The 22109-nt window shown below is 47.2% G+C and carries 21 protein-coding genes and 3 tRNA genes; 20 read left to right on the top strand and 4 right to left on the bottom strand.

Annotation, left to right across the window (positions count from 1 at the left end; translation table 11 throughout):
* Positions 1-138: 138 nt before the first annotated feature.
* The 15 genes from pyrF (at position 139) to HNR77_RS25990 (ending at position 13378) form a co-directional block, all read left to right on the top strand.
* Complete coding sequence (gene pyrF, locus HNR77_RS26055) at positions 139-879, top strand: orotidine-5'-phosphate decarboxylase (protein ID WP_311768677.1); 741 nt, start codon at positions 139-141, stop codon at positions 877-879.
* Positions 876-1517, top strand: coding sequence for an orotate phosphoribosyltransferase (gene pyrE, locus HNR77_RS26050; RefSeq protein WP_184190499.1), 642 nt, complete (start codon positions 876-878; stop codon positions 1515-1517). The genes pyrF and pyrE overlap by 4 nt, the downstream gene beginning before the upstream one ends.
* Before the next feature lie 273 nt (positions 1518-1790).
* Complete coding sequence (locus HNR77_RS26045) at positions 1791-2735, top strand: ABC transporter ATP-binding protein (protein ID WP_260410913.1); 945 nt, start codon at positions 1791-1793, stop codon at positions 2733-2735.
* Positions 2698-3810, top strand: a complete 1113-nt coding sequence (locus HNR77_RS26040) for an efflux RND transporter periplasmic adaptor subunit (protein WP_184190496.1) — start codon at positions 2698-2700, stop codon at positions 3808-3810. Before HNR77_RS26045 ends, HNR77_RS26040 begins: the two co-directional genes overlap by 38 nt.
* A complete protein-coding gene (locus HNR77_RS26035) occupies positions 3810-6734 on the top strand; it encodes an ABC transporter permease (protein ID WP_184190494.1) in 2925 nt (974 codons plus the stop codon). Before HNR77_RS26040 ends, HNR77_RS26035 begins: the two co-directional genes overlap by 1 nt.
* Positions 6735-6736: 2 nt before the next feature.
* On the top strand, positions 6737-7600 hold the full coding sequence (locus HNR77_RS26030) for an ABC transporter ATP-binding protein (RefSeq protein ID WP_110898476.1): 864 nt from the start codon (positions 6737-6739) through the stop codon (positions 7598-7600).
* A 21-nt stretch (positions 7601-7621) separates the two neighbouring features.
* A complete protein-coding gene (locus HNR77_RS26025) occupies positions 7622-9073 on the top strand; it encodes an ABC transporter substrate-binding protein (protein WP_184190492.1) in 1452 nt (483 codons plus the stop codon).
* A 165-nt stretch (positions 9074-9238) separates the two neighbouring features.
* Positions 9239-9403, top strand: a complete 165-nt coding sequence (locus tag HNR77_RS26020) for a hypothetical protein (protein ID WP_167434093.1) — start codon at positions 9239-9241, stop codon at positions 9401-9403.
* 69 nt (positions 9404-9472) lie between these two features.
* A tRNA-Met gene (locus HNR77_RS26015) sits at positions 9473-9546 on the top strand.
* A 59-nt stretch (positions 9547-9605) separates the two neighbouring features.
* A tRNA-Ile gene (locus HNR77_RS26010) sits at positions 9606-9679 on the top strand.
* Between the two features lie 357 nt (positions 9680-10036).
* Positions 10037-10462: a hypothetical protein gene (locus tag HNR77_RS26005; protein ID WP_184190490.1), complete on the top strand. Its 426-nt coding sequence runs from the start codon at positions 10037-10039 to the stop codon at positions 10460-10462.
* A gap of 202 nt (positions 10463-10664) precedes the next feature.
* Positions 10665-12218, top strand: coding sequence for a tetratricopeptide repeat protein (locus HNR77_RS26000; protein WP_311768676.1), 1554 nt, complete (start codon positions 10665-10667; stop codon positions 12216-12218).
* Positions 12219-12329: 111 nt separating this feature from the next.
* The gene (locus tag HNR77_RS25995; protein WP_184190489.1) at positions 12330-12509 is read left to right on the top strand and encodes a hypothetical protein; all 180 of its coding nucleotides are present in this window, start codon (positions 12330-12332) and stop codon (positions 12507-12509) included.
* 268 nt (positions 12510-12777) lie between these two features.
* Positions 12778-12891 (top strand): YjcZ family sporulation protein, encoded by a 114-nt coding sequence (locus HNR77_RS30460; RefSeq protein WP_260410912.1) that lies wholly within the window; start codon positions 12778-12780, stop codon positions 12889-12891.
* A 157-nt stretch (positions 12892-13048) separates the two neighbouring features.
* Positions 13049-13378, top strand: a complete 330-nt coding sequence (locus HNR77_RS25990) for a DUF1904 family protein (protein WP_111272233.1) — start codon at positions 13049-13051, stop codon at positions 13376-13378.
* Positions 13379-13425: 47 nt separating this feature from the next.
* On the opposite strand, the gene HNR77_RS25985 is transcribed toward HNR77_RS25990, so the two are convergent.
* Together HNR77_RS25985 and HNR77_RS30865 are read right to left on the bottom strand one after the other, a co-directional pair.
* Positions 13426-14040, bottom strand: a complete 615-nt coding sequence (locus HNR77_RS25985) for an MFS transporter (RefSeq protein ID WP_184190487.1) — start codon at positions 14038-14040, stop codon at positions 13426-13428.
* 149 nt (positions 14041-14189) lie between these two features.
* Positions 14190-14378 (bottom strand): DUF6199 family natural product biosynthesis protein, encoded by a 189-nt coding sequence (locus HNR77_RS30865; RefSeq protein ID WP_483874557.1) that lies wholly within the window; start codon positions 14376-14378, stop codon positions 14190-14192.
* Positions 14379-14649: 271 nt separating this feature from the next.
* On the opposite strand from HNR77_RS30865, the gene HNR77_RS25980 reads away from it, so the two are divergent.
* Both HNR77_RS25980 and HNR77_RS25975 read left to right on the top strand, forming a co-directional pair.
* Complete coding sequence (locus HNR77_RS25980) at positions 14650-15798, top strand: sensor histidine kinase (RefSeq protein WP_184190485.1); 1149 nt, start codon at positions 14650-14652, stop codon at positions 15796-15798.
* A gap of 119 nt (positions 15799-15917) precedes the next feature.
* Entirely contained in the window at positions 15918-16403 is a 486-nt protein-coding gene (locus HNR77_RS25975) for a NucA/NucB deoxyribonuclease domain-containing protein (RefSeq protein WP_260410911.1), read from the top strand.
* A 304-nt stretch (positions 16404-16707) separates the two neighbouring features.
* Here the strand turns inward: HNR77_RS25975 and HNR77_RS25970 are convergent, their stop codons facing one another.
* Positions 16708-16932 (bottom strand): hypothetical protein, encoded by a 225-nt coding sequence (locus HNR77_RS25970; protein ID WP_184190483.1) that lies wholly within the window; start codon positions 16930-16932, stop codon positions 16708-16710.
* A gap of 214 nt (positions 16933-17146) precedes the next feature.
* On the opposite strand from HNR77_RS25970, the gene HNR77_RS25965 reads away from it, so the two are divergent.
* The gene (locus HNR77_RS25965) at positions 17147-17596 is read left to right on the top strand and encodes a general stress protein (protein WP_184190481.1); all 450 of its coding nucleotides are present in this window, start codon (positions 17147-17149) and stop codon (positions 17594-17596) included.
* A 226-nt stretch (positions 17597-17822) separates the two neighbouring features.
* Positions 17823-17908: transfer RNA gene (locus HNR77_RS25960), tRNA-Leu, on the top strand.
* Positions 17909-18064: 156 nt separating this feature from the next.
* Here HNR77_RS25960 and HNR77_RS25955 read toward each other — a convergent pair.
* Entirely contained in the window at positions 18065-18589 is a 525-nt protein-coding gene (locus HNR77_RS25955; RefSeq protein ID WP_184190479.1) for a hypothetical protein, read from the bottom strand.
* A gap of 503 nt (positions 18590-19092) precedes the next feature.
* Here HNR77_RS25955 and HNR77_RS25950 point away from each other — a divergent pair.
* Complete coding sequence (locus HNR77_RS25950; RefSeq protein WP_184190477.1) at positions 19093-22014, top strand: insulinase family protein; 2922 nt, start codon at positions 19093-19095, stop codon at positions 22012-22014.
* Positions 22015-22109 lie beyond the last annotated feature (95 nt).

The following is a 22109-nucleotide window of genomic DNA, read 5'->3' as shown; positions in this document are numbered from 1 at the left end:
TGCACGCAAGCGGTTGAACCGCCGTATACCGAACGGTACGTACGGTGGTGTGAGAGGTCGGCTACTCAACTAATGGGTAGCCTCCTACTCGATTCGGGCAAAAACGGAAAAATAAGCACGCGGAAGGGGCGCTGGGTTATGAATCACCCGAATTTCAATGAGATGGCCGGACGTTTGATGGTTGCACTGGATTATCCGGGAGTGGAAGAGGCTCAGAAGCTGGTACAGGCCCTTGAGGGCATCCCTTGTTATCTTAAGGTTGGTATGCGGCTGTTCTATGCAGCGGGACCAGATTTCATTCGGCAGCTGAAAGCGAAAGGATACTCCGTGTTTCTCGATGTGAAAATGCATGATATTCCCAACACGGTGCGCGGCGGAGCCGAGAGCATTACACGTCTTGGGGTGGACATGTTTAATGTGCACGCAGCGGGCGGAGCCAGCATGATGCGTGCGGCGTGTGAAGGCGCAGAAGCAGCGCTCGCCGCTGATCCTTCTCTGAAGAAACCCGAGATTATAGCGGTAACACAGCTGACCAGCACCAGTGTAGAGACAATGAATAACGAAATCGGCATTCCCGGGAGTGTAGAGCAAGCCGTGGTTCGTTATGCAGGACTTGCTCAGGAAGCGGGGCTGGATGGTGTAGTGGCCTCACCGCTGGAGGTGCCTGCCATTCGTGCTGCGTGCGGCAGTGATTTTCATACAGTGACCCCAGGCATTCGTCCGGCGGGCAGTGGGCTTGGCGACCAGACACGTGTCCTGACACCAGGTGAAGCCATCAGCAGAGGCAGTCATTACATTGTTGTTGGCAGACCGATTACGGGTGCACCCGACCCGCGTGAAGCAGCAGAAACTATTTTGAAGGAGATGTTGAACGCATGATCGAACTAAGTCAAATTCCAAACCATATTGCTTCCCAGCTGTTAAAAATCAAAGCCGTGGCGCTGCGTCCGCAGCAGCCATTCACATGGACGTCCGGTATCAAATCACCGATCTATTGTGATAATCGCTTGACGATGTCTTATCCAGAGATCCGTAACGACATTGCCGAAGCATTTGCGGCCATCATTCGTGACCAGTATCCGGATGCAGAAGTGATCGCAGGTACTGCAACCGCAGGTATTCCACACGCAGCATGGGTTGCTCAGAAGCTGAACCTGTCCATGGCCTATATTCGTGATAAAGCAAAAGGCCACGGCAAGGAAAACCTGATTGAAGGCTTGATCAGCGAAGGACAGAAAGTGGTTGTGATCGAGGACCTGATCTCTACAGGAGGAAGCTCGATTAAAGCGGCTGAAGCCGTTCGAGCGGCAGGAGCTGAACCACTGGCTGTGCTGGCCATTTTCAGTTATCAGCTGGATAAAGGGGTAAAAGCGTTTGAGGAAGCGGGCATTCCGCTGCAAACCCTGTCGAACTATACGGCGCTTATGGAGGTTGCACTCGCGGAGGGAACGATTCAGGAAAGTGATTTTGCACTGCTTCGATCATGGCGTGAAGATCCTTCTTCATTTGGTAAATAATATCATTCAATGAACAACAAGCTGCCGTCTGGCAAACGGTATCAAAATTGTAATGATTGCCGCAACAGCGGCAAAACGATTGAATATTCAAGTGGCATCCCGCATGTTGGGATGCTTTTTTGTTATGTTCATCAAAATATTAACTTTTTCACGCTGACGTTGTAAAAAGCTTGTAACTTTTAGTAGAGAGCAGTCGTTTATAATTCAGTGTAGTATGGAACAGATTTCTAGTTTTAGGGCGCATGAAGGAAATGCGCGGGATGACAAGAGAGGATGAGCGTGATTGCTGGCATGAAAAAGTTATTCTCAAAAAAAAGACCTGCCAAGAGTCAATCGGGCGATGAACATCAACTGGAGCAGCCTAAGCCGGAGGAGGGAGCAGCAGCGGAAGCATCTTCATACATAATACAACCCGAGCCTTCTGTCGTCGCCGCGGTCTCATCGGATGGTCAAGCTGCTCTGGAGGAGACGGCTGCTGCTGCTGTCGAGGAACCACCTCAGAAGGCTGCAAAAAGGCCAAAGAAGGAGCTTCTCCCTCCGTATGATGGTCCTGTTCTGGAGGTTCGCAACGTTCATCGCAGCTTTCAGACGGGCAGTCGTATCATTCATGTGCTCAAAGGCATTGATATGGAAGTGAAGCCGCAGCAGCTTGTTATGCTCAAAGGACGATCGGGTTCGGGTAAAACGACGCTGCTCAATATGCTTGGCGGGCTTGACCAGCCTTCCAGCGGGGAGATTTTATTTGCCGGACAGCCATTGCAGGATTGGGGAGACCAGCGGCGAACGGCTTTGCGGCGCAAGGAAATCGGGTTTATTTTTCAGGCGTATGCGCTTATGCCCTTGTTATCTGCTTGGGAAAATGTAGAGCTGTCGCTTCGCATGGCGGATGTGCCGCGCTCGGAATGGAAGGAAAGAGTAGGTCACTGCCTCGATCTGGTCGGTTTGACCAAACGGGTGAAACACCGTCCTTTTGAAATGTCCGGGGGGGAACAGCAGCGGGTAGCTATCGCGAAAGCGATTGCACACCGGCCAAGGCTGCTGCTTGCGGACGAACCAACGGCTGAACTGGATTCCAAGATGGGCGCACAGGTAATGACGGTGTTCCGCAATATCATTGAAGTAGAGCAAGTAACGATATGTATGACTACACACGATCCTACAATTTTGGAGGTTGCGGACCATGTTTATGAAATGGCGGACGGCAGATTTCTCAAGTAAAGGTGCCGCTCCGAAGAGGGGGAAACGCGCAGCTCTTATTGTACTTGGTGCAGTATTGGCTGCAACGATGTCAGGCTGCTCATTGCTGCCATCCGAATCGGAGGAAGAGGTGCTTCCACCGATCACACCGCCAACGATCTCCAAGAAGCCGGAATATGAGGTTCGCACGGAGACGCTGGAGAAAAAGGTCAGCGGAAGCGGCAAGATGATGAGTCAGCGCGAAGAGAAGGTATATTTTACGCTGGATGGCATGCATGTCAAAGAGCTGAATGTTAAACCGGGGGACAAAGTGAAGAAAGGGCAGGTGCTCGCTGTACTTGATGTCGCCAGTGTGGAGAAGGAAATTCGCGGCAAGCGGCTTCAGATTCGCAAGTCCGAAGTGCAGATGAAGGAAACGCTGCGCAAAAAAGACGAGATGGACCCGGTGGAGTTCGAGGAAGCAACCATCGCTTTTGAAGAGCTTCGTCAGGAGCTTGTCGATCTGGAGGAACAGCTTGGTCAGTCCGCGTTAACTGCCCCATTTAGCGGAACAATTATTGCGGTTCAAGTTGAGAAGGGAGCTGCGGTCAAAGCCTATGATCCCATCGCAACGATTGCGGATACGTCCAATCTTGTTGTGGCGGCTACGTTTGCGAAGGAGGATCTGGAGAAATTTACGGCAGGTATGAAGGCTGAAGTGGATATTAATGGTGCTGGCAAGGTGGCTGGCAAAATCAAAGTGATGCCTACCGCTGAAGCTTCAAACAATAACAATAACGGCAACGGATCAGGCCAGGGAGGATCACCTCCTCCGAAGGAATCACTTGATCAGTATGTCATTGTTACCCTGGCGAAAATGCCGAAAGGTGTGGAACGCGGCACGCCTTTAACGGTTTCCATCGTAACACAGCGTACCGAGAACGCAATTGTCATTCCTGTATCCGCTCTGCGCTCCATCGGCTCCAGAACCTATGTACAGGTCATTGAGAGTGACGGAAGCAAGCGCGAGGTGGACGTTGAGGTTGGACAGCAGACATCGACCGATGTCGAGATTCTGAAAGGTCTGACAGTGGGTCAGAAGGTTGTGGGACGCTAATGGGGCTGCCATTGCTTCGGCTGCTGTTCCGCAAAATGTGGAACACACGCTGGATGACCTTCAGTACACTAATCGGCTTGATTGTGGCGGTAGCGTTCACCGTCAGTATTCCGATGTATGCCGATGGTGCACTGAAACGGGTTGTCGCGCAGACACTGCAGGATAACAGTGAGGGCTTGCCAGCAGGATCACTGCTGATGAGTTATCAGGCACCTGGGGGTGCAAAGACAGATTTAAGAGGCCTTGATGAGGTTGATCGCTACATTCGCGAGGATGTTCCCCGTGACATCGGCTTTCCATTCCGTACGTATGTGAATACAAGATCCATTCGCAGTACCGAGGTCAGTCCTGAAGATCCAACCAAAGTGGATGCAAGCCGGGTACGGAGCATGACACTGACAGCGATGAGCGGGCTGGATGCACAGGTGAATTACTCTGCCGGCGTAAAACCCGGAAATCAGGTCAAGGACGATATTATCGAGGCCGTGATGCTGGAAGAAGGAATGTACCGGAATGATCTGCATGTTGGCGATATTCTGGAGTATCCGATATACAGTGGTCTTGACATCACACTTCGTATCAAAATTACAGGTTCATTCAAAGCGGACGATGTAAACAGTCCTTACTGGGTACAAGGGTTCGATGGCATGATGAACGGGCTTTATGTGAATGATACGGTTTTTAATAACGTATTACTCAAGGAAAAGGGCATTCCGCTTCAAAACTCGCGTTGGTATTATGCCTTTGACCTGAAAGACATTCAAACCAGCCAGCTGTCTGGTCTCAGTGCTATGCTGGAAAGGCTGGATATTGATCTGTATCAACGGTTGAAGGATACCAAAGTGGATATTACGTTCGGTGATCTGCTCAAGCAGTTCCGCAGTCAGAGTCTGCAGCTGCAGACGATGCTGTTTACCTTGGCTGCGCCGATGATTGCAATGGTCTTTTATTTTATCGCAATGAATGCAAGACAATCGCTGCAAAAGCAGGAGAGTGACATTGCGGTGCTTCGCAGCCGCGGAGCCTCGGCTCGTCAAATTTTCTCGCTGTATCTGCTGGAAGGCATCTTCCTGGGGGCTATAGCGCTGGTGGTTGGACCGTTTCTTGGGTGGTTCATGGCAAAAAGCATTGGCTCTGCAAGCGGCTTCTTGTCTTTTGTTGATCGAAAATCCATTCCGATCGGTGTATCCAAGGAAGCGGTGCTGCTCGGGGTAGCAGCTGTACTCGTTGCCATCATTGCATCTCTGATTCCAGCAGTCACTTATGCTCGGGCGACGATTGTATCCGCGAAACGGCGTCAGGCTCGTACAGACCGTGCGCCGCTGTGGCAGCGCTGGTTCCTCGATGTCGGGCTGCTGGGATTGGCGGGATACGGCTATTATTTGTTCTATGAACGTCAGATGCTAACGTTCCAGACAGGAATGACCACGGATCAGTTACAGGTGCAGCCGTTTCTATTCTTCGTACCTGCGCTTGCCATCTTTGCACTGGGATTGTTTTTCCTGCGTTTGTTCCCTTGGATTCTGAAGCTGATTCAATTCATCGGACGCAAGCTGCTTCCAGTCCCGCTGTATCTGACATTGACGCAGTTGTCCCGTTCCTCTTCATCCTACTACCCGCTGATGATTCTGCTGGTGCTGACACTCGGACTTGGGGTGTATAACTCGGCTGCGGCCCGCACCATTGATTTGAATTCGACAGAGCGTACACTGTACCGTTACGGTTCGGATGTTATTATGCAAACGGTATGGGAAGGAACGCCGGAGATTAAGCCTGGAGGTTCTGGACAGGGCGGAGGATCAGGTGGCGGTCAGCAAGGCGGAGGCGGCAGTGGTGGTGGAGCAAACGGCGGTGCAGGAGGAGGAAATGGTGGTGGCGGAGCGCCGGGCGGCGGTGCTGGTGGCGGTTCGTCACAGCCAACCAAAATTATTTACTCCGAGCCTCCGTTTGAAGTGTTCCGCAAGCTTCACGGTGTAGAGCATGCTGCGCGTGTACTGCAAACGAAGGGGAACATCATTGTTTCGGGTAAATCTGGCGGTCAGGGGATGTTAGTCGGTATTGATAATGTTGATTTTGCCCAGGTAGCCTGGTTCCGAAACGATCTGTTCCCTGCCCATCCGTACAAGTATCTGGATTTACTCGGAAAGTATGAAGGGGCTGTGCTCATCTCTTCGAAATTTGCAGACAAATTCAAGCTTAAAACCGGAGATATGGTATCTATGGGTATTCAAGGTCAAGCGATCGAATTTGTTGTGTTTGGTATCATTCCATACTGGCCTTCACAATACCCGGATCAGATGCCGTTCTTCGTGGCCAATCTGGATTATATATATGATCAGGTGCCTTTAATCCCATATGAGGTATGGTTGAAAATGAAACCGGACGCCAAGGTGGCTCCATTAATGGAGAAACTTGCGGCAGAAGGGATTGAGCTGTCATCTGTTCGTGATGTACGAACAGAACTGGTTACTCAGGGAAAACATCCTTCAAGGGGGGGGGTGTTTGGTATCTTGAGTCTGGGCTTCCTGGTATCAGTAATTATCTCGTTAATCGGGTACGTGCTCTACTGGTTCTTTAACCTTTCAGGACGGGTGGTGCAGTTCGGTGTACTGCGAGCCATGGGGCTGTCGAGGGCACAGCTTAGCGGCATGCTGCTGCTGGAGCAGGTGTTCACGGCGGGTCTTTCGATCTTGCTGGGAATTGGTATTGGTCAGGTTTCAAGCAGGCTCTTCCTGCCATTCCTGCAAACGACAGATAATGTGTCCGCCCAGGTTCCGCCATTCCGCATCGTCTTTGAACAGCAGGATATGCTTCAGCTCTACGGCGTAACCGTGGTCATGCTGATTATCGGAGCGTCCATGCTGCTCTGGCAGATTCGCAGGCTGAGAGTCCATCAGGCGGTCAAAATGGGAGAGGAGAGGTAGACGTGATCCAATGCGAGGGACTTGTCAAAATTTTTAAATCCAGCGATGTGGAAGTCGTTGCCCTTCAAGGCCTTAACTTGACTGTCAATCAAGGAGAGATGATGGCCATTATCGGCAACAGTGGCAGCGGCAAATCAACCCTGCTTAACATTCTGGGCGGTCTGGATCGTCCTACTGCCGGTACAGCCGTTGTGGGGGACTGGGATCTGCTGAAAATGACGGATGCTCAATTAGTGGAGTATAAGCGGCACACGGTCGGATTCATCTGGCAGAACAATGGGCGCAACCTGTTGCCCTATCTCACAGCGCTGGAGAATGTAGAGACACCGATGATTCTGGGAGGCAAGCGTGATCGTGCGTATGCGATGCAGCTGCTGGAATGGGTTGGTCTGAAGGATCGGATGCATAACAAGCTGCATCAGTTGTCAGGAGGGGAGCAGCAGCGTGTAGCCATTGCCATTTCCTTGTCCAATCGGCCCAAAATTCTGCTGGCGGACGAACCGACAGGCTCGGTGGATTCCGAGACGTGTGACACGATCATGAATATTTTCCGCAAAATGAACAAGGAACTCGGGGTAACGATTGTTATCGTTACCCATGATTTGACACTGGCGGGCAAAGTGGACCGCATTGTTGCAATTCGGGACGGCCTGACAAGCACTGAGTTTGTGAAGCGGAATCCGAATCTTGACGATGAACAGGGCCTGTCTGAGGCAGGGGCACCTGACGTTCATGAAGCCTTTGTCATTATTGATCGTGCAGGGCGGCTTCAGGTCCCTAAAGAGTATCTGGAAGCTTTGTCGATTGATAGCCGGGCGACATTGGAGTTTGATGGTGAACGAATTGTCATTACACCGCCAAGATAATAATGAGGGGGAAATTGTGAGATGAAGAACAGGTTGTGGGGGAAACGTGTGCTTGCCATCATGGCGACAGCAACGTTGGCATTACCTTTAATTGCGGGATGTACAGCTAGTGAGAATAAGGATAATGAACAGCGTGTGCTGCGTGTAGCTACACTGTGGGGAGGACAGGATGACAGCTATTTCCGTCAGCAATTCACAGATGCTTTTGAGCTTACACATAGCAATGTTACGGTAGAGATCGTACCGGCTGTCGATCAGGGCAGCATGTACGGATATGGGAATTCGGAAGAGCAGCCAGAAGTCCCGGATACGCTCGAAAGCTTGAAAAAAATTATGACTGGAGATAATCCGGTTGATGTTGTCATTGCCGATACCTCTACAGTAAAAGCACTAATTCAGGAAAATATGGTTAAACAGCTTGATCCATTGATGCAGGAAGACAAGTTTGATACGAGTGATATTGTGCCAAGTGTGCTTGAGGGGATCAAGGATCTGGGTGACCAGAACATCTATGCACTGACACCTACATTCTCTTCCTCGGCGTTGTATTACAACAAAGGGTTGTTTGAAAAAGCAGGTGTTGAACCGCCAACGGATAATATGACGTGGGATGATATCTTTAATCTGGCCAGACGTCTTACAAAAGGGGAAGGGAAAGATCATGTCTTCGGATTGGCATTTTCCACCTATCAAGGCGGATCTTCGTATTACTCCATGGCGCAGTATTACAACGCACTGCAGTTGAAGATGTTTGACGATAAGGCAGAAAAGATGACGGTGGACTCTCCGCAGTGGGAGAAGGTATGGAGCACGATCAGCAAGCTGGCGCTTGATAAAGTGATCCCGAAAGGTGACGAGCAGCAGGATCAACAGACAGATGGGCGCTACAATCCTATGCAGGGCGACTTGTTCCTGAGTGGGAAGACGGCGATGGCGATCGGCGATTACAGCTATATTAATCAACTGATTGATGCAAACAAAAATGCTGATAAAATGAAGGATTTCACCAAGGTGGAATGGGACGTCGTAACACCGCCGGTTCATCCGGAAGCGCCTGAAATTGGCGGCAACATTTACTTGAGTAATTTGATGGCAATCAACAGCTCGGCGCAGAATCCGGATGATGCCTGGGAACTGATCAAGTATATGAACAGTGAGGATTGGGCGAAGATCAAGGCACGCAGCAGCTACGAGATGGTATCCCGGAAGAGCTTTATCAAGCCGAAAGATGGTCTGGACTATAATATTCAGGCATTCTACACGTTGAAGCCGGTACCGCCTACCAATACCAACCTCGACAAGCTGTATCAAAAGATGCCTAACTTATGGCAGGTAAGTGATAAAGGTATGGAATACTTTAATCAGGTTTTAGAAAACAAAAAGACACCAAAAGAAGCACTTGCAGAATGGGCAGCGAAAGGCAACGAAATGCTTGAAAAGTTGAAGAAGGATCCTAAAGCGACATTCCAATAAGTTATATTTTCTCACGTTCGTATCCAGGGAAAACATATATGTAGCGTGAATTCTTAATTTTAAATGGCCGCTGGAGATTTATTAATCTCTGGCGGCTATTTTTACGAAAAAGGGGCATTCTACAATTAACAGCAAGATATGATGCCATTAGAAAGGACGAGCAGCATGAGATGGGTATATTTTGGCAAGCTGTACACAACTAAATTTCAGGCAGGCTGCCTGGCAAAAAGACTGGAGCAGGATGGCTGGATATATGGTCATAACGAGCCTGAAGAAGTCGAAGTATACCGTTCACGCAAAGGCCGTTATGGTGTGCGATTTATTCCCTGAGATTACCCCTTGACTTATAATGTATTAATGGTGTATATTAATTAAGTCGCTGTTTATTATTTCTAACGACGCGGGGTGGAGCAGCCCGGTAGCTCGTCGGGCTCATAACCCGAAGGCCGCAGGTTCAAATCCTGCCCCCGCAATATAGCTTTACTGGATGATTCACAGCCGTCATCTGCACTGTTATATATTATTTTGTCTAGGGCCCTTAGCTCAGTTGGTTAGAGCGGTCGGCTCATAACCGATTGGTCACAGGTTCGAGTCCTGTAGGGCCCATATTTCAAAACTCTTGCGATGCAAGGGTTTTTTTCTGTTTTCATAGTGACAATTTCGTAGGTTATAAGGGATCTGGTGTGCATTTCAAGTTAACACAAGCCACTCCGATGACAGAATAACCTTCCAATCGCTGTTATCACCAGATTTTTTCGATTCCCCTTTCTAAAGGAGGAAAATCCGGTGATAAAGGCGACCGCTCCGCTTTTTCAGGTTTTTTCTGTCCTCTCCGTTCACGTGTATATGAATGGTTTAACTTATATAGTCATCTGACTTTTTTTCTTCAAGGGTAAGTATGTCCATGTCACAATACAATTCTCACATATACTATCGTATCCCGACACATAGGAGGTAGATTTCATGACTCAGTTAATAGATGCGAGAACCTCGCAGAATGCAAGCTTGGCCAACTCGATCGCCATCCCGATCCTTGTCATCAATACACCACAGTTGTTTGGTCAGATCGGTTTGGTTACTACAGCGGGCATTGGAGCAAACCCGCGGGTGCAGTTTAAAGGCACGGTGTCTTTACAGCTTCCTTTGGCACTTGTAGGTGTAACCATTACGGTAGTTCGAGGAACATTATCGACAGACCCTGTCATTTACTCTGCTACATCTACATTTAACTTAAGTGTCTTGGCACCACAGGTTATTACGTTCTCTGCCGACGATTTCAACCCACCCATTACACCTCAATTAACGTACACTGCATTTGTCAGTACAAACTTGCTTGGTACGATTCGTGTAGGTCCTGAGAACTTTGACGGTGTCCTGTATTCTGACTAAGATTGAATTGGCTGTCAAGAGATCTGAGTCTGCTTATCTATTAAGCAGGCTTTTTTTGTATTTTAGATAACGTGAATGTGCTTTTTCTTCCGGGGGAATATTAATAGGCAGTACTAAAAAGGAAGTATGATATAATGATATTTTTGTATCGGATGATATTGGTGATATTTGGAATACATAAATAGAAAGCAGGTTAATACAAGTGAAGATAGAAAAAGAAAGTCAGTATTTCCGGTTCAGTGAAGCACCGATCTGGGAGTGGCAGAGAGCGTACTACGAACAAAAGGGTTTGCAGGCCTGGGAGGGCAACCAGGTCCCGCAGTATATTACGAGCAATCCGTTCGTTGCAACGGCGTATGAGGAGATGATTTTTGCGTTTTTGCAGGATTTGGCTGCCAGAGGTGTACAGCACGAGACGATCACCATTGTTGAGCTTGGAGCAGGAGCGGGACGTTTAGCCCATCACATATTATACAAGCTATGTGCGCTGAAGGAACTTGCTGGGATTGAGCTGCCAGCTTTTCGGTATGTCATGACAGACCTGGCTATGGAAAATGTAATGGGATGGAGAGAGCATCCCTCCATGCAGGCTTATATATCCCAGGGGCTGCTGGATTTTGCATGCTTTGATGCGATGCAGGACAAGGAATTGAATTTGGTTGTGTCGGGAGTGACCATAAGGCAGGGGGATTTGCAGCAGCCGCTGCTGCTCATTGCCAATTATTTTTTTGACAGTATTCCGCAGGAGTTGATCTATATTGGTGAGGGGCAGGTATTTGAATGTGATCTGCTTGTGGAGCTCCCGCAAGATGTAAATACACAAGAACCTGCCGAGATGCTGGAACAGATGTCATTACATTATACCTATCGTGCTGCACCCGAGTATAGTTCGAACAGCGCTCCATACTCCGAACTGATCGCCCTGTACCGGGCTGAACTGGAGGATTCGCACATTCTGCTTCCGACTGCGGGTCTGAGCTGTCTCGAACGTCTGGGCAAGCTGTCCCGGTCAGGTTACATGCTGATAACGGCAGATAAGGGGGATCATCGGCTGGATTACTGGAAATATGCGGAGCCTCCTGAATTTGCGCTGCATGGCAGCTTCTCGCTTTCAGCCAATTACCATGCAATCCAATATGTGCTTGAACAGGAAGGCGCTGAGGCCTATTTTACGGCACATCATTATAGAGACCTGAACATTGGTATGATTTTGATGCTGGAGAAACCGATCAGTTATGTGAACACAAGGCTGGCCTACCATCGCTTTGTTGAGCGATTCGGTCCAGATGATTTTTTCAGTCTCAAGGAGTGGATCGACCCCAATGTGCATCAGATGGAGCTGAAGCAGCTGCTGCCCTTCTGGCGTTTGGGCGGGTACGATGCCGAATTTCTGATGCATGCTCATCCTCGTATTAAATATCTGCTGCCAGATGCAAGTGATGAGGAAATGTCAGACCTTCAATCGGGTATCAGGCAGATGTGGTCCGCTTATTACAATTTGGGGCATCAGGCACAGCTTGCATTGATAACGAGCCAGTTGTTTATGGAGATGTTTATGTATGAAGATGCAAAGCCTTTTCTGGAGAAATCACTCACAGCTACCTCCGATGAACATCTGACAACACATTTATATGAACTGGCTGTGTGTTGTTATGAGCTTGAACTGGAGCAGGAAGCGCTCAGCTATGCTCGTCGTGTGGTTGAGTTGGACCCGAACCATCAGGATGCTGCAGCCCTTTTGCGTAGTCTGGAGTGACGCTCACTCCAGATCCAGCCTGTTCAATTGATTCCATAAAAATGAAACTTTCCTTCAAGTGTTGACGTATAATTAACAGAAGTTTACTTTTTAGAAGAAGGAGGGCGCGCGATGAAAAAAGGTTTTTCCATTTTGTTTTTTCCTTTGTTATGGCTTTTAGGGGCATTTAGCATTCTCAGCGTTAATAGCGACGGCATGAAAAATCTTATATTACTTGGAAAAGATGTTGCGCGGGAACCTGGCTATGATGGGCAAGCGATCTATGATCAGATTGAACGTAGAAATGGTTAGTTTTACATAGTTTAATGAAGACATGAGCCGAGCCGTGTCATACCTGAACGTTTGAGGTGTGATTCGGCTTTTGTTATGAAAATCAGAGCACTTGTCTTGTGGCAGAAGGCTCTTAATGCAGACATCAGGCAGACATGATGTGGATTTCGGACAGAGAACATGTACAACCCCAAAGGATTGGGCGACTAGACTTGGACATCCGCCCGGTCACTGCCAGAAAAACCGCATATGTTATGGCATACCTTGAAATTCAAAGGAGGCCAATCAAATGAGTCATGTTGGATATGGTTACGGTTGTGGATATGGAGCGTGGACTTCGACTAGCGCTATCCTCGTTCTCTTCATTTTGCTCGTAATCATCACGAAATCTTTCTGGCTGTAATCTAGCGGTTGGGTGTGGCAGCATCAGCTCCATCAAAACATTGGTGGGGCTTTGCTCTCGTTCATAGGGCCATATATGGTATGAATGACATTTGACAACTGAAAACAATGTACTTAAAATCACATAAGAGACTATTATAGAGATTGAAGGGATCGCAATGCCGTTTATTCGTTTTAAAGGATTCACAGGTCATGAGCTGGAGGAGGTTGTACCTCAGATTACCGAGCAAATGGCTCTGATCACTCAACTTCCACAGGAAAGAATGAAAGCAGAGCGTCATGATGTACAAGCCCTGACACCTTCTCCGGCATCCATCGAGATTTTGATGTTTCAGCGTGACCAGGAAATACATGATCGGATCGCATCATGCATGCAGTCTATCCTTGAGAAAGCGGACATGCCGGATGTTCACATTTTTTTCAATATATTATCGCCGAATTTGTATTATAAGCAGGGCAAGCCATTGACGGATTATCGCTTGGATTAGAGTGTGGAGACAGCAGTAGACGAGCCCGTTAGCCGTGCTCGTCTTTTTTATTTGTGATGTGCGTGCCTGGGGCTGAGTTTTAGTGAAAATTGAGAGGGGTTGCGAATCAGGCGCTGAACGGTACCTATGAGCGCCAGTGCAGCAAGGGATAGGCTTACCGCAATCCAAAGTGCCAGTGGGATACTAGCATACAGGATCGTAATTGCGGTCATAATCAGCCCGATGCCTGTTACAGTATAGTTTGCAAATGAGATCAGATTGTTGGTTTTGTCCAAGTCCTCTCCTTCAATGAGTCGTGGCTGAAGAGCCTGCAGAAGCAAGCTTTCCCAGCGAAACACAACCGAGAGTGAAATGAAGCTTATATATAATAAAGCGGCATATTCTGTCAGGTGAGACGATGCAAAGGCAGCTCCAATGAGTAGCAGTGCTTTGATCAAGGGCATTGCAAGCATTAGTCCTGGTGATGCGAAGTGTTTGGTCAGCCAATGGAAAGTTAGCCTGGCTGCTGTATGACCGAGTGCATAAATACATAGAAGCAATACAGCATAAATAACGGATTCTGTTTGTTTATAGGTCAGGCAGGTCAGCGTAGTAATGGAGATAACCTGGATGAGTGAGAGCAGCGTGCTCGCAGCCCAGAATGGATAAAATGCAATATTCATAACGTAATGTCCTTTCTGAAACGATACTTATATATTACGGCGCTTATTCAAATCTCACCACAAATAAAGTTATCATTTTCCCGTCAGTGCAGGGCAAAGACCAGCTACCCGAGAGACAGCTGGTCTTTTTCTTGCAGTTATTTATCGGTTCATGCCCTTGCAAGAGTAAATGCGATTAACAGCATAAACAGACTGGACATTCGGACCATAAGCATGTAAGATTTGCTAGGTTCGCTCTCACCTTGAACGAGCCAGCCATATCGCAGGTACCAGCCAAACTTGGGGAAGCACAGATTGATTATGCATAACACCATAAAGATAAAAAAGAGAGTTTTCATCACCGATCTTCCTTCCTCATTAACCATTAACGGCCCCGCCTTGAGGTCTGGCGTTAGGAAATGCAGATAATCAGTACAAGCACGATGATGACACATCATAAATGGATATCTGTATAATCTGATAAAAGGCAGGAGATTGTCAACAGTTGTGCACGGTATAATTAAGAACTATTACCCAAGAACTACAATGAATGAATAACTGTGTTACAATAATATAGATTGTATTATATCAACACATACCATCTAAAGGATGTGAGACGGAGGAGCAGACATGAGTCTATATAGTCAAGTCCCAATGCAATGGGAATTTATCATCTCAAAATTAAAATCCTCCGTTACGGTAGTTGATGCTACCACACCTGAGTTTCCGCTCATGTATGTTAATGAACATTTTACCTCGTTAACTGGATATACGTACGCAGAGTCAATCGGCCGAAATTGCCGATTTTTACAGGGAGCAGATACCGACCCCGAGACGGTTACACGAATTCGGGAAGCATTAGCGAAGAAACAATCCATTAAGGTGGAGATATTAAACTATACCAAAAGCGGTCAGAAGTTTTGGAACGAGCTGAATATTGATCCTATTTTCAATGAATCCGGAGATTGCCTGTATTTTGTGGGGATTCAATATGATATTACGGAACGCAAATTTGCGGAACAACAGTTGAAGTTTGCCGCTTCTACGGCTGAGAAAACGAGCAGAGGGCAGCTGGAATTCATCGGTAAGCTTAACCATGAGCTTCGTACACCGCTGAACGGTATTATGGGCATGATTGAGCTTGTTGGCATGGGCGATATCACTGAGGAGCAGCAGGAATATTTGGAGCTGGCCCGTCAATCCGGGGAAGCACTCCTGAATATCGTAAATAATAGTCTGGATATGGCGAAGCTGGGGAGAGGCAAAATGGGAATGGAGCATATTGAATTTCAGCCTCTCAAGCTGATTCAGCAAATTGTGAAGACCCATGAGCCAGCGGCTGTTAATAAACAAATCCGGTTGTTCTGCCATGCGGATCTGAGCATGCCTGATGTGCTCTGGGGTGATCCGCTGAGACTTCGGCAGGTACTGGATAATCTGCTGAGCAATGCGGTTAAATTCACGGAAAAGGGTGAAGTACAGCTGCAAGTGGATGTGAAGCAGCATTCACAGGAGGAAACGATGCTCACATTCTCGGTTCGGGACACAGGCATCGGAATACCTTCGAATCAGATAGATCAACTGTTTGATGCCTTCACTCAATCCGATATATCCCATGCGAGAAGGTTTGGCGGAAGTGGTCTGGGATTAACCATTTGCAAAGAGCTATTAGAGCTGATGAACGGCAGCATTACAGTGCATAGCGTGGAAGGAAAAGGAACGGAGTTCCATGTAATGGTCCCGTTCCTAAGCAGACAGAGTATTACTAATGCAGGATAGGAAAAATTGCATAACATTAGGCAGCCGGAGCAATCCGGCTGTTTTTTTATATGGATATTATTGTTCTGCGAACTGACGTTCTGTTATAATGCTAGTGTGTTATACGGGGGAGGAACATCATGAGTAAAAGACGCAGCAGCAGAAAAGGCAGTAGAGGAAACCGTCGATTCATCAAACAAATGCTGACATTAGCAGGTATGGTATTGATTGCATTATATGCCTGGGCAGGTGGAGAGTGGCCGCAGCAATTCCCTTCTCCATTCAATGCTACCGACAAGGGTGTTGATCATACGATTACTTTTCCTGCAGATCGTTATCCCGAGACAGCGAACCATATTCGCAAGGCGATCGAGGCGGGGCATTCGGATGTTTGCACGATTGACCGAAAGGGCGCTGAAGGGAACAGAGAGCTCTCGCTCCGAGGTGTGCCGGTGAAAAAAGGCAAGGATCGGGATGAGTGGCCTATGGCGATGTGTGCCGAAGGGGGAACGGGAGCAGATATCCAGTATATTACACCCAAAGATAATCGCGGTGCAGGCTCTTGGGTAGGCAATCAGTTAAGTACATATCCGGACGGTACGCGTGTCAGATTTGTTGTGAAGTAGTATTGTTGAATAAACAATAACCATAAGAAAAGAAAAACCAGACGTCTATCGTCTGGTTTTTTGAATATAGGCGTGCTGTTATATAAGTTGAACCAAAGATTTTGCACAGTCCACTCCGATGACAGAATAACTGGAGAGTAGCAGTTATCCCCAGATTTTTTCGATTCCCTTTTCCAAAGGGAAAAATCCGGTGATAAAGGTGAAGCTTATGCTTCCGATGTAGCTTTCTTGCGGTAAGCTTTTAGCTATTGAAGTGTGCTGAGGTTCTCTAGGAGCGTGGTTCGACAGCTGGGCGACCCAGATGTTATACAAGCTGCATAGTACCCAGATGGTGAGAACGAAGGGTCAACAGGCGAGTCACCTGTTCAACTTCATCAAATGGAATCCACACATTGCCCTGTACAGTGCGCAAGGAGAGAATGGAACTGTCCGCTGTGCGTTCCGGGAAGCCGGTTACGGTCTGCCCGCTCGTATTACGGACCATAACCTGTTGTTTGCGTCGAATGGCAATTTCTACCTCTTTTTTCATATGTCATTACTCCTGATTAATAAGATATTTATTGCAAGGTTAAAGTTTTCAATGGTTAATTTGTCTTCTTTATATAGTCTATCAGAACTAGGTATGGATTTCCAGTAAAGAAATAATTCAGTCGTTCTAGGTGAATTGACTTAGCAAAGACGTTTAGCGTTACTGAACATCGTCTTCGGGGTTATATGTAGATAAGAAAGAGGAGGGGAACGGGATGACAAAATTGCTGGTAGGGCTTGCTCATACAGAGCAGGAGGCTATTATTTTATTAAATAATCTTAGAAGAGAAGGCATTGAGGAGAAGCATTTGGGTGCTGTAGCGAAGGAGCAGCTTGATCTTGAGATGATTAGTGAGCAAACAGGGCTGCCGAAACCACTCAAGGGTGCTGGAACGAATGGCGCATTTGGAGCGCTCAAGGGCATATTGGCTGGATTGGGGAAACGCATGCATCAGACGGCATCCATCGGAACAGCGGTACGACGATTGGCGGGCAATGAGATTGGCAATGAGACAGATGATCTGGTCTTAACGCTAACGGGTGCAGGCATCACGGAAGAGGATGCCCGTTATTATGAGGAATGGCTGCTGCAAGGTCATATTCTGATCTTTGTAGAGTGCAGCGAGGAACAGGCAGAGCATGTAAAAACAATTTTGCATTTTTAGTTTAATTTAAGGCTGATTTTAGGTTTCTTTAATGTTGGGGAGGTATTCTTATATCACACCTCCCTTAATATAGATGGTTTACCGGAAGTCCGGGACCGCAACTCGGACTTTCTAGGCACTGTAAGCTGACGCTTGCAGTGCCTGTTTCATTTTTTTAGGAAAAAGGGTTGCATTATTAATTTATTCATGATAAGATATTTCTTGTCGCCAAGAAAATATTACATATGCCGGGGTGGCGGAATTGGCAGACGCACAGGACTTAAAATCCTGCGGTAGGTGACTACCGTACCGGTTCGATCCCGGTCCTCGGCATCTTAAAAGAGAAGGAAACTCCTTGATACATAAGGGGTTTTCTTTTTTTATGTCTTCAAATGAAAAATGGGATTCACAGGTATTAAGTGTCTTTTTTATTTCTGGGGGCAGATTGGGGACGAACTTTAGGATTGGATACATCGAGGTGTGCTGTATCTATTCTCTTGGAACAAAAAAGGAACCATACTTATCTCTCATCTTTCGCTGAGCATCAATACCCTCTTCATAAGAAGAAGCTGAGACAATAAAAAATAATTTTTTATTCTGTCCCCAATCGCTCGCTATATTAACATGTTCGAAAGTGTCATCAAACCAGATCATACTTGAAGTTAAAAACTCCCCTGGTGTTGAAGGTTTATGATAAACAAGATTTCCCATATTGATGCCATTCTTTCTATCAAGTATATAGGTATCGAGGGTTTCATTCTTTTTGGTAAAATCTAAGTTATCAATCGTTACTGAACCTTTAAATACATGTTGTTGAAACAAAGGTCGGTACAGTGTTCCTGATACTTTTATTGTAGTACCCTCCACTGAAGAAGGGTCATTCTCATAGAAACTTACAGCTGGGGATATTATGTTTATCTCTTTGGGGAATTTATAGAAGTATAAAAAAAGTGCTGTTACAATTCCTAAAATAACGATCACAGATATTGTTACTTTAAATACTTTGGACTTCATAAAGACACCTTCTACTCTCGTAAAATTTAATAAGATTTGTGCGGAGTGATAATTCACATTTCGTCACAAATCTTTTTTATGCTACGGTACTAAAACAGTAGTGCTGGGGTAGAAGGAGTTTTTACAGGAATTGCTTTAACTGTTTTATCTCCAACTTCTCACAATTTAGTGACTTTAACAAGTGCATTTAAAATAGAAAATAAAAAAATTTCGCAATAAAAATTATTAAAATAATACTTCCCTAATTTTTCCCTCCACCCCGCATAGCTCATAAACACAACCCTTGCATAATACATATCAGAAAGTGGATTCGGCTGTCTCTTTATGAAGTAAGATCACAATGGTGTATACTATCCATAGGAAGATATTCCCTTTCACCCTGCCTGCGGATTGAGTTCCAATACAATATTACACATCTTTGGAGTGCCTGTGTAATTTTCACATGTGAACGAGTATCCAGTCATCAACCTATACAACAATTTAATGGACGGAGGACTCTATTTATGTTGAAACAGCTTAAACCCTACAAGGTGTTACAGGAGCGCAGAATCGAAGAACTGCAATCGGATGCGTACCTGCTGGAACATGAGAAATCCGGTGCTCACATTGTACTGCTATCCAACAGCGACGATAACAAGGTGTTCAGCATTGGCTTTCGCACACCTCCCGAGGATGATACCGGGGTAGCCCATATTCTGGAGCACTCCGTGCTCTGCGGGTCGAAGAAGTTCCCGGCCAAAGATTCCTTTGTGGAGCTGCTGAAGGGGTCCCTGAATACATTTTTGAATGCGATGACGTATCCTGACAAAACGATCTATCCGGTGGCCAGCCGCAATGATCACGATTTCCATAACTTGATGGATGTGTATCTGGATGCGGTGTTAAATACGAACATCTATGAGAATGAAAAAATATTTCTGCAAGAGGGCTGGAATTACAATCTCACTTCCGCGAATGATGAGCTGACGTACAACGGCGTTGTATATAACGAGATGAAGGGTGCCTTTTCTTCGCCAGAACGGTTGGTGAGACGTGAAGTGCTGAACTCCCTTTTCCCGGATACAACGTATTCCTGTGAGTCAGGGGGATTCCCGGAGGCGATTCTGGACCTGACCTATGAAGGGCTGCTCGATTTCCACAAACGATACTATCATCCGTCCAACAGCTACATCTACCTGTACGGTGACATGGACATGGAAGAGAAGCTGCAATGGCTGGATGAAAATTACCTGAGCAGCTATGATCGGATCGAGATTGACTCGGAGATCAAGCTGCAACCTGCCTTCCCGGCGCGGGTGGATGCGGTGAAGTCGTACTCTGCGGGAAGCACGGAATCCGAAGTGGACAACAGCTTTTTGACCTATAATGCGGTGATTGGCACAAGTCTGGACAAGGAACTGAACATCTCGTTTCAAATTTTGCTATACGCGCTGCTCAACGCACCTGGGGCTGTGCTGAAGCAGGCACTACTGGATAAAGGCATCGCGAAGGATGTTTATGGCTCTTATGATGACAGTTTATATCAGCCCGTGTTCACGGTCGGACTCAAGAAGAGCAATCTATCAAGCAAGGATGAATTCCTCGGAACGATCAAGGAAGTGCTGGAGCGAGTGGTTAAGGAAGGTTTTGACCCGAAAGCGCTGCTTGCCGGTATTAATTCGTACGAGTTCAATCACCGGGAAGCGGACTTTGGCCGTATGCCCAAAGGGCTGATCTACGGATTTTCCTCCCTGCAAAGCTGGCTGTATGACAAGGAGGCGCCTTTCACCCATTTGGAGGCAAATGATGTATTTGCAGAGCTTCGCACGAAAATGAAGCAAGGTTATTTTGAACAACTGATCGAGAAATATCTTTTACAAAACACACATACCTCGTTTGTGGCACTGACGCCGGACAAAGGCTTGAATGCGCGTAAGGAAGAGGCGCTGAAGGCTCGTCTGAAATCGGTGCAGGCCGGACTTAGCCCGGAAGAAGTGCAGGAGATGATTAAACGTACGGAGGCACTCGCGGAGTACCAGAATACCCCTTCGACCAAGGAACAGCAGCAGGTGATTCCAACGTTGTCGATTGAGGATATTGATACGAAGGCATCCAGGCTCTACCAAACGGTGAACAATGTTGATGGCACAACCATTCTGCATCACAATCTGTATACGAACGGTATCGGTTATTTGAGGCTGCTGTTTGATATCAAGGACGTACCGCGCCGCCTGCTGCCTTATGCGGGTTTGTTGAAAAATGTACTGGGATACGTGGATACACAGAACTACTCCTTCAATGAGTTGTCGAATGAGATTCACATCCATTCCGGCGGCATCAACAGCGGGCTTGGCACGTATGCGAACGCACATCAACATGAAGACTTCAAGGCGACATATGAATTTAACGCCAAAGTGCTGTATGACAAACTTGGATTTGCCTTTGATATGATCAAGGAGATCGTGCTTACGTCCCGTTTTGACAATACGAAGCGACTTTTCGAGATCATCTCTCAAGTCAAAGGCAACTTGCAGCGCAACCTGATCAACAGTGGTCACTCTGCGGGGATTGCAAGATCGTCCTCGAAGCATTCGGCCGTTGCTGATTTCAGAGAAGCGGTTAGCGGGATTGCGTACTATCAATGGCTTGAGGATCTGCAGGCGAATTTTGATGCGAAAAAAGAACAGCTGTCCGCCAGCCTGCAAGAGCTGATGGGTTACATTTTCAGACCGGAAAATCTGCTGGTCAGCTACACTGCGGATGATCAAGGATACGAAGGCCTGGAGCAGCAGGTCTCCGGCCTGAAAGCCATGCTGTTCACACAAGAAGTAGCGAAGGAAGCCTTTACGTTCACGCCTGCCACACATAACGAAGGGTTCCGCTCTCCATCCGAGGTCCAGTATGTGGTGCAAACCGGGAATTATATCGACAAAGGGTTTGCCTATACCGGCTCGCTCCGTGTATTACAGGGGATCTTGTCCCTCGATTATCTGTGGAACAACATTCGCGCCAAAGGCGGCGCTTACGGCTGCATGTCCGGGTTTAGACGGAATGGTGACAGCTACCTGGCCTCCTACCGTGATCCGAATCTGGATAAAACGTATAAGGTATACGAGGGAATCCCGCAGTATCTGAACGATTTCCGTGCTGATGAACGGGAGATGACACGGTATATCATTGGTGCGATTCAGGATCTGGATACGCCTAGAACGCCTTACAGTGAAGGGGCCTTCTCGCTGGAATGTTATCTGTCCAATGTGACGGAAGCTGATCTGCAGCGGGAGCGGGATGAGGTGCTACGTACGAAGGAGAGCGACATTAACGGCTTTGCCGGACTTGTCTCTGCGATTCTGGAGCAACAGCACCGTTGTGTTATTGGCAACGAGCATAAGATTGAGGAGCAGAAGCAGCAGTTTGACGAAACGCTGGATCTGATCAAACACTAGGCGGTACGGCTACAGTGTGTTCATAAACACACTCAAACTTTAACGCAGAGAACAGAGATTTACATGGAAAAGAGAAACGCTTGCTGAAAGCTCTC

The sequence above is a fragment of the Paenibacillus sp. JGP012 genome, from assembly GCF_014203995.1.
Taxonomy (GTDB): domain Bacteria; phylum Bacillota; class Bacilli; order Paenibacillales; family Paenibacillaceae; genus Paenibacillus; species Paenibacillus silvae.
Note: the sequence above shows the minus strand (reverse complement) of the source record. Positions and strands in the feature narration are given on the sequence as shown.